The organism is Paenibacillus sp. EB106-06-01-XG199, assembly GCF_058791575.1.
The window spans coordinates 12,401-26,733 of record NZ_JBYTDQ010000002.1 but is presented as its reverse complement, the minus strand read 5'-3'; the positions used below and the strand labels follow the sequence as shown (position 1 = coordinate 26,733).

General features: G+C 45.5%; 16 protein-coding genes. 14 read left to right on the top strand and 2 right to left on the bottom strand.

Going from position 1 to position 14,333, the window contains the following annotated elements:
- Positions 1-5 precede the first annotated feature (5 nt).
- From AC3WT9_RS05930 to AC3WT9_RS05875, 12 genes are all read left to right on the top strand, one after another.
- Positions 6-1,361 carry a M60 family metallopeptidase gene (locus AC3WT9_RS05930; protein WP_492407491.1) on the top strand — a complete coding sequence of 452 codons (1,356 nt, stop codon included), beginning with the start codon at positions 6-8 and terminating at the stop codon, positions 1,359-1,361.
- A complete protein-coding gene (locus AC3WT9_RS05925) occupies positions 1,330-1,818 on the top strand; it encodes an NPCBM/NEW2 domain-containing protein (RefSeq protein WP_492407490.1) in 489 nt (162 codons plus the stop codon). The genes AC3WT9_RS05930 and AC3WT9_RS05925 overlap by 32 nt, the downstream gene beginning before the upstream one ends.
- A 452-nt stretch (positions 1,819-2,270) precedes the next feature.
- Positions 2,271-2,813 carry a biotin transporter BioY gene (locus AC3WT9_RS05920; protein ID WP_341378576.1) on the top strand — a complete coding sequence of 181 codons (543 nt, stop codon included), beginning with the start codon at positions 2,271-2,273 and terminating at the stop codon, positions 2,811-2,813.
- Between the two features lie 6 nt (positions 2,814-2,819).
- On the top strand, positions 2,820-4,310 hold the full coding sequence (locus AC3WT9_RS05915; protein WP_341378577.1) for an AMP-binding protein: 1,491 nt from the start codon (positions 2,820-2,822) through the stop codon (positions 4,308-4,310).
- On the top strand, positions 4,307-5,458 hold the full coding sequence (locus tag AC3WT9_RS05910; RefSeq protein WP_341380370.1) for a thiolase family protein: 1,152 nt from the start codon (positions 4,307-4,309) through the stop codon (positions 5,456-5,458). The genes AC3WT9_RS05915 and AC3WT9_RS05910 overlap by 4 nt, the downstream gene beginning before the upstream one ends.
- Positions 5,455-5,829 carry an FAS1-like dehydratase domain-containing protein gene (locus AC3WT9_RS05905; protein ID WP_341093095.1) on the top strand — a complete coding sequence of 125 codons (375 nt, stop codon included), beginning with the start codon at positions 5,455-5,457 and terminating at the stop codon, positions 5,827-5,829. Before AC3WT9_RS05910 ends, AC3WT9_RS05905 begins: the two co-directional genes overlap by 4 nt.
- Positions 5,822-6,172: a MaoC family dehydratase gene (locus tag AC3WT9_RS05900; protein WP_341378578.1), complete on the top strand. Its 351-nt coding sequence runs from the start codon at positions 5,822-5,824 to the stop codon at positions 6,170-6,172. Before AC3WT9_RS05905 ends, AC3WT9_RS05900 begins: the two co-directional genes overlap by 8 nt.
- Positions 6,172-6,993, top strand: a complete 822-nt coding sequence (locus AC3WT9_RS05895; RefSeq protein WP_341378579.1) for an SDR family NAD(P)-dependent oxidoreductase — start codon at positions 6,172-6,174, stop codon at positions 6,991-6,993. The genes AC3WT9_RS05900 and AC3WT9_RS05895 overlap by 1 nt, the downstream gene beginning before the upstream one ends.
- Positions 6,994-7,794, top strand: coding sequence for an energy-coupling factor transporter ATPase (locus AC3WT9_RS05890; protein WP_341378581.1), 801 nt, complete (start codon positions 6,994-6,996; stop codon positions 7,792-7,794). It abuts the gene before it with no gap.
- The gene (locus tag AC3WT9_RS05885) at positions 7,779-8,627 is read left to right on the top strand and encodes an ATP-binding cassette domain-containing protein (protein WP_341378582.1); all 849 of its coding nucleotides are present in this window, start codon (positions 7,779-7,781) and stop codon (positions 8,625-8,627) included. The genes AC3WT9_RS05890 and AC3WT9_RS05885 overlap by 16 nt, the downstream gene beginning before the upstream one ends.
- Complete coding sequence (locus AC3WT9_RS05880) at positions 8,628-9,431, top strand: energy-coupling factor transporter transmembrane component T family protein (RefSeq protein WP_341378583.1); 804 nt, start codon at positions 8,628-8,630, stop codon at positions 9,429-9,431.
- 22 nt (positions 9,432-9,453) lie between these two features.
- Positions 9,454-10,413 carry an NAD(P)H-dependent flavin oxidoreductase gene (locus tag AC3WT9_RS05875; RefSeq protein WP_341093105.1) on the top strand — a complete coding sequence of 320 codons (960 nt, stop codon included), beginning with the start codon at positions 9,454-9,456 and terminating at the stop codon, positions 10,411-10,413.
- Here the strand turns inward: AC3WT9_RS05875 and AC3WT9_RS05870 are convergent.
- Both AC3WT9_RS05870 and AC3WT9_RS05865 read right to left on the bottom strand, forming a co-directional pair.
- Positions 10,410-11,633 carry an epoxide hydrolase family protein gene (locus AC3WT9_RS05870; protein WP_341378584.1) on the bottom strand — a complete coding sequence of 408 codons (1,224 nt, stop codon included), beginning with the start codon at positions 11,631-11,633 and terminating at the stop codon, positions 10,410-10,412. The genes AC3WT9_RS05875 and AC3WT9_RS05870 overlap by 4 nt on opposite strands.
- Positions 11,634-11,722: 89 nt before the next feature.
- The gene (locus tag AC3WT9_RS05865; RefSeq protein ID WP_341093107.1) at positions 11,723-12,166 is read right to left on the bottom strand and encodes a MarR family winged helix-turn-helix transcriptional regulator; all 444 of its coding nucleotides are present in this window, start codon (positions 12,164-12,166) and stop codon (positions 11,723-11,725) included.
- Between the two features lie 128 nt (positions 12,167-12,294).
- Here AC3WT9_RS05865 and AC3WT9_RS05860 point away from each other — a divergent pair, with 128 nt between their 5' ends.
- Positions 12,295-12,780, top strand: coding sequence for a GNAT family N-acetyltransferase (locus tag AC3WT9_RS05860; protein ID WP_341093109.1), 486 nt, complete (start codon positions 12,295-12,297; stop codon positions 12,778-12,780).
- Between the two features lie 643 nt (positions 12,781-13,423).
- Positions 13,424-14,146, top strand: coding sequence for a response regulator transcription factor (locus AC3WT9_RS05855; RefSeq protein ID WP_341378585.1), 723 nt, complete (start codon positions 13,424-13,426; stop codon positions 14,144-14,146).
- Positions 14,147-14,333 lie beyond the last annotated feature (187 nt).

Here is a 14,333-nt window from a genome sequence, read left to right as displayed (position 1 = left end):
GTTTGTTGTCTTTTGATAACAGCAACAATGAAGGTAGTATTAATGTAAATGTAGTGAGTGGGGGAAGCCCTGTTCCATTTTTTGTATTAGGTAAGAATACCAAAGAGGATTGGCAGGCAATGATGAGTGCTTATCCTGATGCACCTTCTGTTGTTCTTCAATCAGAAAAGGCTCTCTTAGTCTTCACATATGCTTCTGCTAAAGACCATATCTTGAATCAAGACCCAGATCCTGTTTTACAGACTTATGATAAGTTTATTGCAGCACAGGATAAAATTTCTGGACTATCGAATTCTGATTCTGATCCTAGACATTGGTTAGATAAGCATTTGATTGGCATCATTGAATCACCAACATACACAGGAGGAGCGTATGCATATGCAACCTGGGATGGAGCGATTATGCCTACAAATACTGGAGCCAATGCGGATGCTTTAAACCTTACAAGAATGGGTTGGGGGCAGTATCATGAGGCAGGTCATTTGAGACAACAAGGACCTTGGACATGGGATGAGATGTCTGAAGTGACAGTAAATCTATATTCTCTGGCTGCTAAGAAGGTTCTTAAACCTACTGAGCCTGCAAGGTCGCAGGGTGAGTACTTAACCGCTTTCTCGTTTGTAGAGCAGCCAACCAAGAATTTTAAAGACTCTAATTCAAAATTAGAAATGTTGTGGCAACTTAATCTTGCTTTTGGGGATAACTTCTACCCAGACTTACATCGATTATATCGTGAGATGGCAGAAGCTGAACTGCCAACAACAGATGTTCAGAAAAAACAGGCTTTTATTCTAAGCACTTCAAAAGTAGCGCACTATGACTTGACGCCTTTCTTTGACAAATGGGGTCTGTCTGCAACAGATGAAACACGAAACAAAATTAAATCATTGAATTTACCTCTTCTAACTGCACCGATTTGGTTTGGGTCAGAGTATAACATCATTAAACCGACTGATGGAATGGATAAGGTAAGAGGTATCATTGAGATAGCAACAAATAGCCAAGAGACTTCAAGTGATTATGATGTCGCAATAAATGCATTTGATGGAAATACAAATAGTATCTGGCACAGTGAATGGAATAAACCCAATCAATTCCCTTACAGTATTACAGCAAAGTACGCAAATCCATCAACATTTTCCAAACTAACCTATCTGCCGCGACAAACCGGAGAAAATGGAATTATTACAAATTATAGAATCCTAACTAGTCTTGATGGGGGGACATTCACTGAGCTTGCAACAGGCACTTGGGCAAAGGACAACACAGAAAAGACAGTAACTTTCACACCTACTCTTGCTAAATATGTTCGACTTGAAGTTCCTCAAGGTGGTGGAACAAAGTTTTGCATCTGCAAGTGAAATTAAAATTTTTGAAAACGATCCAATAACACCACAACCTGTTACAACGTATCTCAGCGATATTGATTGGTTTTCTGCCACAACAGATTGGGGAACGATTCAAAAAGATCGTAGTCTTGATGGAAATACACTTAAGTTAAATAACAAGACCTATACAAAAGGGTTGAGCACACATGCTAACAGTGAAATTGTCTACAAACTAGATGGGAAGTACACGTCCTTTGCCGCACTAGTTGGGGTAGATGGTGAAGTAGGTTCTGTAGGTTCTGTGGAGTTCAAAGTTGTTGTAGACAATCAAGTTGTATTCTTTAGTGGTGTAATGCATAATAATACAGAGCCAAATGAGGTAAACGTTAATCTTTCTGGAAAGAATGAGCTAAAGCTTATTGTAACTGATGGTGGAGATGGTATAAATAGTGACCATGCCGATTGGGTAAATGCTCGTCTTATCAAATAGTATTGAAGAATAAAAGTCTATTATAGGCTTGGTAAAAGCTTCGCCACGAATACACTAAAAGGTGATCTTCCATAGCGCTGTACAAAATAAGCCGGATTTCCTTATCGTATAGGATTTCCGGCTTATTTTGTATGACTTTCGCTTAGTGTTAGTTTTAGCGTTTTGTAGCGGTGGGCATAGGGACAGCATGGATTTTATCGGGAGTCATCGGATATGTACCGTCATTTCCTGGTTAATTGATTTGTTTATCGGTATGCCTCATCTCGTGTTTGCTTTGGAAAAACAGAATAATGCGGATGATCCGTTGTTATTGTATTATTCGATTCACATACCAGCCAAAAATTATATGAATAAGGTTTACAATCCTAACATATCAAACTATGATTTAGCTAAATATAGATGACAAATCTCATAGGGATTAATATTTTCATCACACTAACGGAGGTCGCAAGTTGAAGACAAAAGAGATGGTATTTGCCGCATTATTTGCTGCACTAATAGGGGTATTAGGAATGATTCCACCGATTCCACTAGGGTTCATCCCGGTGCCTATTACCGCACAAACACTTGGTGTCATGCTGGCGGGAGGTTTTTTAGGTAAGAAGACAGGAAGTCTTAGCCTGATTTTATTTATCGTGTTAGTCGCTCTGGGTTTACCTTTATTATCCGGCGGACGTGGAGGTTTATCTGCATTAGTCGGGCCGTCAGCCGGTTATATTCTAAGCTGGCCCGTAGCAGCATTTTGTATCGGATATGCGACAGAAAAAGTCTGGTCCAATGTCAAAACATGGAAAGTTATCGTCATTAACTTAGTTTTTGGTGTGGTGCTTGTTAGTTTGATCGGTGGGCCGGTTATGGCTTTGATTACACATACCTCTATTTGGGCCGGACTTGTGGGAGCAACCGCATTTTTGCCGGGGGATTGTATTAAAGCGGTCATAGCTGCTATTATAGCGCTACAATTAAAAGCCGTCAGTCCAATTGAAGAGAAGTGATGAACGATGAATCTGATTGAACCCTTACTGCGTTATGCAGAGCAGCAGCCCGACCATATCGCCTTAACCGATGGTGATGAGAGCCGTACTTATTGGTCATTAGTACGGCGTATGACTACAATTGCACAGGGTATACGGCAAAATGGCCTTCACCATGATAAGATTGCCATTTTATCTGCGAACCGCATTGAATTTGTAGAGGTGTTTTTAGGAGCTATTTATGCCGGGTGTGTTCCTATCCCTTTGGATCCTAAATGGAGCATAAATCAAGTGAACGCTGTTCTACAGCAATGTCAGCCGAAAATGATTTTTGCAGAGACCCATTCGGCAAAGATTCTAGACATACAGGACACGGCAATTCAACTTCTAACTTTTTCTGATCAGGATACAGGTTCAAGTTCTTATGACAGCTGGTTGCTCACTCTCAAGCCGGAAGCTGAAATGGATGAATCGAATGAATTATTGTTTATCGGCTTTACTTCAGGCACAACAGGTACACCTAAGGGGTATATGCGCACCCACTTGTCGTGGATACAGAGCTTCGAGGCGACCAAAGAGGCTTTCCGGCTAAACCGCATAGAGCATATGTTAGCTCCTGGCCCCTTTGTTCATTCCTTGTCTTTATTTGCGGTAATGCAGAGTCTATACAGCGGTGCAACCTTTCATATCATAAAAGAGTTCAATGCCGGCAAGGTTCTACAGTTGTGTAAACTGAATCCCGATGTTATTTTGTTCGTCGTGCCGACGATGATTGAAGCACTGCTCCAACAGAAGGATAAATTTGGTCAGACACAAATCCAGGCTTTGATCAGCTCAGGCGGGAAATGGTCAGAGATGTCTAAGAATAGCTGCAGGGAGATATTCGGCGCAGCGAAGCTATATGAATTTTATGGCTCATCTGAAGCTAGTTATATCAGCTACCTGGATGTTCATGCCGACAATAAGCCGGATTCAGTAGGCAAACCCTTTTCCGGTGTACAGATATCCATTCGTGATGAACATCTGCAGGAGGTAACCCCAGGGAGCATCGGGCAGCTTTATATTCGGAGTGAGATGATGTTCACAGGGTATTATCATTTGCCGGAAGAGACTTCAGCGGTTTTTCGTGACGGATGGCTAATCATCGGAGATTTTATGTATATGGATCAGGATGGATATTTGTATTTGGCTGGCCGCTCAAAAAACATGATGGTTTCCGGTGGTCTTAATGTTTTCCCGGAAGAAGTAGAGTCTGTGCTGCAGCAGATGCCGGAAATTCAAGAAGTGATGGTACTGGGAATACAGGATGCCTATTGGGGTGAACAGGTGACAGCAATAGTGAAGTGGAGCGGACAAACGCGTTTATCTGTAGAACAAATCAAGAATTACTGCTGCCGGCAAATTGCGAACTACAAGGCCCCCAAACAGCTTATCACGGTAGAGCAGTTCATTTATACAAGTAGCGGAAAAATTGCCCGGCAGGCAATGAAAGACTACGCGAAAAGATGGTTGTTATGATAGAGGCTGTAATTGTGATCGCTAAACGGACGCCCATTGGCAGGATCGGCGGAGTGTTAAGTGCTCTTGAACCGGAAGCATTATTAGCACCGCTTATTCAGCATATTGTCGCAGAAACGAATGTGCCGAAGGAATTAATTGATGATGTCATCATTGGCAATGTAGTAGGTCCAGGCGGCAACATCGCACGGCTTTCTGCTCTGGAAGCAGGACTGCCAGTGACGGTCCCGGGTGTCACAGTTGACCGGCAGTGTGGTTCTGGTCTGGAGGCAGTCAATCTTGCGGCAAGGCTGATTCAAAGTGGTGCTGGTGAGATTTATTTGGCCGGTGGAGTTGAGAGTACGAGCCGTGCCCCATGGAAAATGGCCAAACCGCAAACGCTAACGGGCGCACCACAGCTATATACACGGGCCCGTTTCACTCCAAGCGCCTACGGCGACCCGGATATGGGCATTGCAGCCGAGAATGTCGCCCGTAAATACGCGATTTCCCGTGAAGAACAGGACCGTTATGCTTTGAAAAGCCATCAAAAAGCCATTCATTCGCAGCAAACCGGCCGATTTCTGAAAGAGATCGTTCCTGTACAAGCGAATGGCGGATGGGTTACCCTAGATGAATGCCCCAGAGCCAATACTAGCCTGGAAAAGCTGCAGCAGCTGCCGCCAATCTTTCTGGAACAGGGTACGGTAACGGCTGGCAATGCATGTCCTCTGAATGATGGAGCGGCTCTGGTTCTGATGATGTCCCGTGAGAAATGCCGGGAGCTTCAGCTAAAGCCTATTTTGCGTATCGTCGATGCCCAAGCGGCAGGTGTTGATCCCAATTTTTTAGGCATGGGGCCTGTTCCAGCTGTTCAGAAGGTGCTTTACCGCCAGCACCTGAGTGTTGCCGATTTGGATATTGTAGAGTTTAACGAAGCTTTTGCCTCACAAGTATTAGCCTCACTACAGGAGCTTCAGATTCCGCAGGAAAAGGTGAATCGTGGAGGCGGAGCACTTGCCATTGGCCATCCTTACGGTGCTTCAGGCGGTATCTTAATCACACGGTTATGCTCCGAGATGTTATATAAACCTTATAAACGGGGGCTGGCAACACTAGGCATTGGTGGCGGGATAGGTCTGGCCACGCTGGTGGAGGCGGTCCAATGAACAAAGTCCGGCATCAGGTTCATATCACTGCGGAGTGGATTTCTGACTTTGCACAAAGTATCGGTGCTCCCTTGCAAATGATAAAAGGTGATCTGATCGCACCTGCCACAATGCCGATTATTTTCTGGCAGTTCTTCGATATTCCCTGGTTGAAGACGGATGCCCCCTTAATTCACGGCACACAGCAATTCACTTACCAGGAACCAATTACCGCAGGGATGATCCTGGATTGTGAATTATTCTTAACGAGGATGGATAAGAAAAAAGTTAGGCAGGAATGGATGACCTTTTATTACCACACGCTTGTTTATACATGTGGCGGTAATCTCATAGGGACGGCAGATACCCTATTAATCCGGGCAGGTGATTAAGATTAAGAAACGTGTAACTGCCGGGTCTGTCCGGCAATACGCGGCTGTCTCTAATGATACGGCTGCCATTCATCTGAATGCCGAAGCTGCTGTTAAGGCTGGCTATAAGCGGCCTATAGCACATGGTATGTATATCATGGGGCTGGCACAATCGTTATATTTAACCGATCATCCAGCACAGTGGATTACAACGTATAGCATGAAATTTCAAAAGCCGCTTGTAGTAGATACGGATGTGGTGTTTCACTTTGAGCCTCGCGACGGTCATATCGAAGTGAAGGTCACATTAGAATCTGGTGATGTGATTGCTTCAGGTACCTTTTCAGTGAAAGAGATGAAGTGATGGATAAAGTAGCCGTAATTACAGGAGCCACCAGAGGGATTGGGCACAGCATCGCCTTACAGCTTGGCGAATCCGGTTATAAAGTAATAGTTAACGGGACAAAGCAGGCGCTAATCGACGAGGTTGTGCAGGAGATTCACCGGACAGGCGGCGAGGCGCGGGGCATTTGTGCCAATGTCGCAGATCCGCTTGAGGTCACTGCGATGGTGGATGCTGTCATCGCTGAGTATGGCCGTATAGATGTATTGATACATAACGCCGGTAATTTGCATGACCAGCAATGTCTGCATATGACGGATGAAGAATGGAATTCGGTGCTGGATGTGCATCTGAATGGAGCTTTTTATAGCATTCGCCGGGCACTGCCTCATATGCAAAATCATGGCGGAGACATTCTTCTGATGACCTCCACTGCCGGTTTAACAGGTTCGATCAAGCAGGTGAATTACAGTGCAGCCAAAGCTGGAATGCTAGGTATGATGTGGACGCTCGCAGCCGAACTAAAGCGCAACGGTATTAGAGTAAATGCGATTGCGCCTGCTGCCTTAACAGATATGACCCGGCCTGTCATCCAGCATATGAAGGAAAAGTACGCCAGCCGCAATGAGCCGTTCCCGGAGTTCTGGCGGGTGGGGGAAACAGACGATATTGCCCGCTTCGCAGCCGCATTGCTGGCACAGCCAGATATTGAGTTAACAGGTGAAATCTTTGGTGTAAATGGTTCGAAGATAACGAAGTGGCAAAAGCCGGAGCCTGCCTTTACCGAAACCGGCATAGAGGCATTTTTCACAACATGGCGGCAGCAGAAGGGTAGTCATTAAATGCTGACATTCGATCACGTTCATTTTTATTATAAAAAAGGGCAGCCCGTCTTAGAGGATTTAAGCTTTACGATTGAGACGGGGGAGTTCGTGGCAATTGTCGGGGCGAATGGCTGCGGTAAGTCTACAATTGCCAAGCTAATGGATGGATTGCTGCTTCCACAACAAGGGGATGTAACCTTTCAGAATCTAAACACCTCCAGACCCGCGGACCTTAGGATGATCCATGAGCAAATAGGGTTTGTGTTCCAGAATCCGGAGGACCAATTCATTACTACAACGGTTATGGATGAAGTGATATTTGGATTGGAAAATATTCGTGTGCCAAGGAAAGAAATACGCAGCCGGTTAGATCAAGCCCTACAGGCTGTGCAAATGGAGGATTATTTGGAGTCGATGCCCCATCAGCTCTCAGGCGGTCAAAAGCAACGGGTAGCTATTGCCGCCATCCTGGCTATGCAGCCCCGGATTATTATTTTTGACGAAGCTACCTCTATGCTTGATCCGCAGGGGAGGGAGCAAGTGCTTTCGATCATGCAGGAGCTGCACCGCCAAGGCATGACCATTATCCACATCACCCATCACATGGAGGAAGTGCTGGCTGCGGGGCGTGTTTTACTTATGGATAAGGGGCAGCTTGTATTTGATGGAGATCCGGTTTGCTTTTTTGAAACGGTGCCCGTTGAAGACTACCAATTAGAACTTCCTTTTGCGGTCCGAGTATATCGAATGCTGCATCCAGACATGCCGCTAATGGTAGATTGGAAGGAGATGATCCGCTCACAATGGTCTACCAGCTAAACAATCTAAGCGTAAGTTATGCCGGTCGGGTAGCTCTGCAAAATGTCAGCTGCACGATTCAAGGCGGCAAGTGGATCTCTGTCATTGGCCATACAGGCGCCGGCAAGTCTACCTTTGTTAAAGTGCTGAAGGGGCTGATTCCGGACATTGCCGGAGAGTATTGGATTAATGATCATCCCATTCCCAAGGACCGTAAAGGACAACTAAAAGTCCTGCCTGATATAGGCTACGTATTTCAATATCCCGAGCATCAATTATTTGAATCGACGGTGTACAAGGAGCTTGCCTTTGCTCCTAAGCAACGTGGGGATACGCCTCAGCAGATAAAGAAGTCGATAGAAGTCATTCTTTCGCAAGTAGGTCTGACAGAAGATATCCTGCCATTGGTTCCGTTTCAGCTAAGCGGGGGGCAAAAGCGCCGTGTGGCTATCGCTTCCGTATTGATGATGGATCCGAAGCTGCTTATTCTGGATGAACCTACAGCAGGTCTCGATCCAGTAAGCCATGCCGCATTACTTCAGCTGCTGAGTAAATGGCAGCAGCAGGGTAATCGCACCGTTCTCTTCGTATCTCATCAAATGAACGATGTTGCCGAATACTCGGATGAAGTCATGGTATTTCACGAGGGGCAACTCATGGGGCATTATGAGACCGGCACTTTATTTCTGGAACAAGCAGAATTGCTGGAGCAACTCGGTTTATCCCTGCCGGAGCCTGTGCAACTGTTAAAGATAGTTGAGGAAATGTCCGGTGAGATAATTGAAGTGGCGAGCTGCAGAGAGCAGGATATTTTCGCAAAAGTGCTGCCCATCTGGCAGGCAAGGAGACTCTAAATGTCTAATACCCTGTTAATGGGACAATATTTGGAGACCCATTCCATATTTCACCGTCTGGACCCGCGGACAAAGCTTGTAAGCATGATTATCATCATGCTGAGCTTCCTAATGCTGGACACGTTCGTCAGCTACGTTGTCGCAACCCTTTTCTTGGCCGGCATTTTATGGTTATCCAAAATCCCGTTACTGGTCTTTTGGAGAGGCTTGAAGCCGGTCTTGTTTATTTTGATGTTTACTTTTCTCTATAATGCCTTATCCACGAAGGGGAATATCATTTGGTCCTGGTCTGTTATAGAGATGACAGAAGAGGGTCTGCTGAACGGGTTACGTTTCGTTTGGCGTATTGTCTTAATCATCTTGCTGGCTTCTATTTTAACGTTAACTACAAAACCGCTGACTTTAACTCATGGGCTGGAGAAATTACTGGCCCCTTTATCCAAACTCAATGTGCCGGTGGAGCAGTTTTCCCTAATGATTGTGATTGCGATCCGGTTTATCCCGACGATTATGCAAGAGCTTGATCGGATTCTCCTGGCCCAGAAGGCCAGAGATTATGATATTTCAGCCTTAAAGCTGCCAAAACGTATATTTGCCTATATTCCGATTCTCGTGCCTTTGCTTCTAACGGTGATTCAACGTGCCGAACAATTGACTCACGCCATTGATGCGCGTGCTTATGGGAATGGGAAAGGGAGAACTTCCTATAAGCAATTGACATTTCAGCGTGTCGATTATCAAACAGGGGGAGCAGTAATTCTAATGACCGTGATCCTGCTGCTGTTGAAAATATGGGGATTTTAAGTGGATAGAAGGAGAGATAACGATGAAATGGGCTACACGGGTAACTGAATTATTACAAATAAAGTATCCTATTATTCAAGGGGGACTTGCCTATCTTGCCTATGCAGATCTTGCGGCTGCGGTTTCAAATGCAGGGGGATTAGGCCAAATTACCGCTATGAGTCTCCCGGATGCAGATGCCTTGCGCTCGGAAATTGAGCGTGCGCGCACCCTGACGAACCAGCCCTTTGGTGTCAATTTTGCTATTGGCAACCACAATATTAATTATAGGGATCGGGTCCAGACCGCTATTGATGAGCAGGTCCACGCTGTGACGATCACTGGTGGAGATCCTACGCCGATACTAGAGATGATGCAGCCCACGGCTATTAAAACACTGGTGCTCGTTTCCTCACGAAGACAAGCACAAAAAGCGGAACAGCTGGGCGCATCGGCGGTGATTGTTGTCGGGCAGGAAGGCGGCGGGCACTTAGGGCGTGATGATGTTGGAACGCTGGTACTTGTCCCGCAAGTGGTCGATGCTGTTCAAATTCCAGTTGTTGCCTCAGGCGGAATTGGGGATGGCCGGGGCTGGATGGCTGCCCATGCACTTGGTGCTGAAGGTATTGAGATGGGGACACGCTTTATCGCCACTCAGGAATGTGTGGACGCCTCTGCCTCTTACAAAAAAGCCTTGATTGAGAGTTCCGAGGCGGATACAACAGTGATCAAACGTTCCATCCATTCACCGGCCAGGGTATTGCGAAGTGCCTACACGGAGAAAATTCTCGAAATCGAGCGTGTAACCCCCACCTATGAAGCACTAAAAAAATATATTAGCGGTGAAGCCAACAAACGCTGGATTTATGAGGATTGTGAAGAAGAGGGGTTTGGTTGGGCAGGTCAAGTGACCGGCATGATCCATGATATCCCAACCGTCGCCGAATTGATCAATAGAATGGTCCAAGAGGCGGAGAAGGTTCGCGGAAAATGGGGAAGCTAGCGTCCACGGAAAGTCCGGCGCAAGTCCTCAGTCCATTTGTCCGGGATTTCCCAGGGGATAAAATGTCCACCTTCTGCATGGGCTGTGATATTGACATGGTTATACCAGGGAGCGCGATCGCTGTCCAGGAAGTTCTGTACGCGGTTTTCGGTTGTGATCCCTGGCGGATTTTCGTAGCCCACGAAGCTAATACCGGTTGGTGCCTCAATGACAGGCCAGCGATCATGAGCAGGCGTCCACGGATAGCGGTTGGCGTTGGCGTAGACGCGTATTGAGGTTTCGATGGCGTTGTTAACCCAGTAGATTGTTGCGTGTGTAAGGATGTCGTCCTTGGAAAAAACATTCTCAACGTTACCTTTATTATCACTCCATCTTGCCCAGCGTTCCAAGATCCATGCGAGCATGCCTGCGGGCGAATCGCTTAGTCCAAAGGCAAGAGTGGCGGGATCAAGGACATGTACGGCGAGATGCGAGGCGAAACGGCGATCCAGATTTAGAATCCCCTTTCGGATGTCTTCAGGGATATTGCCGGGTATAGGTCGGCCTCCTGCGAAATCCCAAGCGCGCTCCCCGTTGAAGAAGTTAAGTTTCAGCGCTGACCCAATGTGTATCGCATAGAGCTCATCTGGATATTTATGTCCCAGTTGACCTGTTACGAGAGCGCCTACATCGCATCCTCCTGCAGCGTATTTAGTATAGCCGAGGATATCTGTCATGAGTGTATGCCAGAGATCGGCAATTTTCCAAAAGTTCATATCCGGGTTGTCCGGCAGTGGCGCCGAAAATCCGAAACCGGGAAGTGAGGGGACGATTACGTCAAAGGCTTCGGCTGGATCGCCTCCGAAGGCGCCAGGATCCGCAAGCTGATCAATGACCTTGGACCAGTGCCAGAATGTCCAGGGCCAGCCATGAGACAAAATTAAGGGTGTAGGGTCTGGTCCTACGCCTGGTTTACGCATAAAGTGCACAGAAACTCCCTCAATGTCTACTTTATAATGTTCATAGAGGTTTATCGCTTTCTCGGCTTTGCGCCAGTCAAACTCGTGAATCCAGTAATCAACGAGTCCCTCAAGATAGTTCCTGTTTACCCCGTAAAACCAGTCATCATTACCGGCGTCTAAAGGCCATCTCGTAGACTTCAGACGGGTTTGAAGATCAGCAAGCAATTCATCCGAAACGTGGATCGGAGTGGGTTCAAGCGCAAATGGAGCTTTTGTCATTAGTGTTCCTCCCTATACGTATGAAATATATTTGCTAACTGCTGCATGACTATTTTAATTTCGAAGAAAGGAAATATCCCTCTATGGGACTATTCGTTCCCCAGTTCGGCCAGATGCTGCAATGCGGGGATTGCGGATGTAATGGCCTGTTGTTCCTCCAGGCTGAGTCCTTGGGTGAACGTTGAGAGCTGTGCCATGCGGTCCAAGCGACGTGAATCGATCACATTTGCGCCAAGTCCGGTTATGTGCACTTGAACGACCCGGCCATCATTCGGATCCGGGCGGCGCTCAACGAGTCCGTCCCGTTCAAGCCGGGTTACGAGCTGTGTGATTGCCGACTGCGTAACCTGCTCAGTGGCTGTCAGCTCAGTCAGCCGCATGGGGCTTTTGCGCGACAAGGTGTGCAGGACAGATAATGTTGTGAAGCTTAGTTTTTCAATGGACGGCAACCGAATCAGGATCCTAGTCAAATTTTCGAGCACCAGGGTTAAATCGGCGACATTAAGGTCATTAGGATGGTTTTTAGGTTTCATGCTGAAATTATATCACTAATTAATATAAGTTACTAATGTAAATATTAGAATGAACTTAATAACTACACAAAAGGGCAAAAGTTTCAATCTATATAGCTTCCTAATATCCACTATTGAGGTGAAGATCCATGAAGCAACCAGAGATAAGAAAAGCCACCGTCAAAGATGGCATAGCCGTATCAAAGATTATTACTGAATCATTTAAAAGACGAACCGAATTACTTCTGGTATCAGAAACAGAATATCCCAATCATGCTGCGTTCGAAACGGAAAGGATGGCAATAACCAGAATTAACAATTCAACGGTTAAAATTTTATTTGTGAATGATGAACCAATAGGGACCATAGGCACCCGGCGGGATGGAGAGATTGGAATTGTTGATAGACTGGCTATCCTCCCATCCTACAGAGGTGAAAATTACGGAGGATTATTATTAGAGCATTCAGAAAATGAATTATTTAACAACGATTGTCAAGAAATACATATTTCCTTAGTTGCCAGCTATCAAAATTTAAGGAGGTTTTATGTTGAACACGGGTATACCTGCATAAGTTCAACAACTCTATCAGGCTTACCCTGTGAGGTGCTTTCATTATGTAAATATAATAGATGAGTTGTGCTGAGATGGACCACGATGCATCACCAGTAAGAGAGGAAGACCGATACAGAAGCCTTTATACAATTTCTCCAGGATCTTCTCTCTGCCTATTCGAATGAAAAAAACGCCTTATAATCTTACTGGACAGTCAAAAGTTCTACAGAGCTAAGAAACCATGAGCAAACAGGCGAAAAATAGACTTGCGTAAATAAGCGGCAACGCTGGCTTCGGAGACCACGGCATGGGAGGGCGTTCGCAGGTAGCGGAAAAACAGCCCTGAGGTGCGGCCTGAGAATTGCAAGGCCACCAGTTGGAGAGTCTCATTGCAATGCACTGGCACATCACAAATCCCTCAATGGCCTGGCTCGTTTTCTGGATGCGCTGCTGATCATTCTTGTAACCCATTTGGCGATTAGATTGTGGTCTATATAGTTGCGATATACCACAGCATATGATATTTTTGTATGAAAATAACAGGATTTTGTACACGCTCTAAAGTTCACCTTGTAATGTTAATATCTACAAGAGGTTGAGATTGTTTTTACTACTGATTAAATTAGGAATAGGCCAACAAACGACCACCCTGTAAATGAAGTAGGGCTGTCTCTTTAACATCATCAGGAAAGCGCTTACACATCTTATGAAAGGAGAAAAATGAATGCGGGAAAAAATCATAATCATTGATGATGATACTGAACCTCGCAAAATATTGGTTCAATCCTTACTAGAGCATGGATATGATGCTGTTGGATATCCTCACGGCGGACAAGCATTGGTAAGCATCATTCATTCTCACGATCCTGATTTAATTATTCTTGACCTGTCAATGCCAGGCGCGGGGGGCTTGAACTTATGCACGGAATTGCGCAAATTCAGCGATAAACCAGTACTTTTTACAAGTCATCATACTGAAGATTATCTTAGGATTGAAGCCTTGAACCGGGGGGCAGATGAGTTTATTGCCAAACCCTCCAGCTTTGAAGTATTGCTCGCCCGGATCAGAGCACACCTCCGCAGGTATAAACGGGCTTTCCCTGTTAATCAACGTCATTTAATAGTTTTTCCAGGCCTGCAGATCGATCCTACTACCCACTCAGTAATTGTCTATGGCAAGGAAGTCTCTTTATCTTCTAAAGAATTCCGACTCCTTGTTGTTCTGGCAAAGAACCCGAATCGCGTATTTCACACCGAAACCTTATATGATCTAATTTGGAAAGACATTAAGCATGGGGACATACGAACCGTCATGGTTCATATTTATAACTTGCGGCAAAAAATCGAAAAAAAACCGAGTAAACCGCTATATATTCATACTGTCAGAGGTGCCGGCTATAAATTTAACGGATCGGTTTCACTTTTGATGGAATCCATGGATGCGTAGTATTAAAACACCGCTTATCGAATAATCAAAGACTTTGCTTAAAAACTTATTTCATTACTTTAACTAGACTTTAACATAAGTTGGTAAGATGGACTTGGATGCAAACGATTGCAGTCCGAAAAAAACCAGATTTTTAGCAGCAGATCGCTTGCTGGTTTACGGATCACGTACTCGTTTCATATCAAAG

Bases quoted from the DNA above. Each gene is read 5' to 3' on its own strand.
- AC3WT9_RS05875 (WP_341093105.1), top strand. From the start codon at position 9,454: ATGAAATGGGCTACACGGGTAACTGAATTATTACAAATAAAGTATCCT.
- AC3WT9_RS05890 (WP_341378581.1), top strand. From the start codon at position 6,994: ATGCTGACATTCGATCACGTTCATTTTTATTATAAAAAAGGGCAGCCC.
- AC3WT9_RS05870 (WP_341378584.1), bottom strand. From the start codon at position 11,633: ATGACAAAAGCTCCATTTGCGCTTGAACCCACTCCGATCCACGTTTCG.
- AC3WT9_RS05880 (WP_341378583.1), top strand. From the start codon at position 8,628: ATGTCTAATACCCTGTTAATGGGACAATATTTGGAGACCCATTCCATA.
- AC3WT9_RS05910 (WP_341380370.1), top strand. From the start codon at position 4,307: ATGATAGAGGCTGTAATTGTGATCGCTAAACGGACGCCCATTGGCAGG.
- AC3WT9_RS05860 (WP_341093109.1), top strand. From the start codon at position 12,295: ATGAAGCAACCAGAGATAAGAAAAGCCACCGTCAAAGATGGCATAGCC.
- AC3WT9_RS05865 (WP_341093107.1), bottom strand. From the start codon at position 12,166: ATGAAACCTAAAAACCATCCTAATGACCTTAATGTCGCCGATTTAACC.
- AC3WT9_RS05885 (WP_341378582.1), top strand. From the start codon at position 7,779: ATGGTCTACCAGCTAAACAATCTAAGCGTAAGTTATGCCGGTCGGGTA.
- AC3WT9_RS05915 (WP_341378577.1), top strand. From the start codon at position 2,820: ATGAATCTGATTGAACCCTTACTGCGTTATGCAGAGCAGCAGCCCGAC.
- AC3WT9_RS05905 (WP_341093095.1), top strand. From the start codon at position 5,455: ATGAACAAAGTCCGGCATCAGGTTCATATCACTGCGGAGTGGATTTCT.
- AC3WT9_RS05855 (WP_341378585.1), top strand. From the start codon at position 13,424: ATGCGGGAAAAAATCATAATCATTGATGATGATACTGAACCTCGCAAA.
- AC3WT9_RS05895 (WP_341378579.1), top strand. From the start codon at position 6,172: ATGGATAAAGTAGCCGTAATTACAGGAGCCACCAGAGGGATTGGGCAC.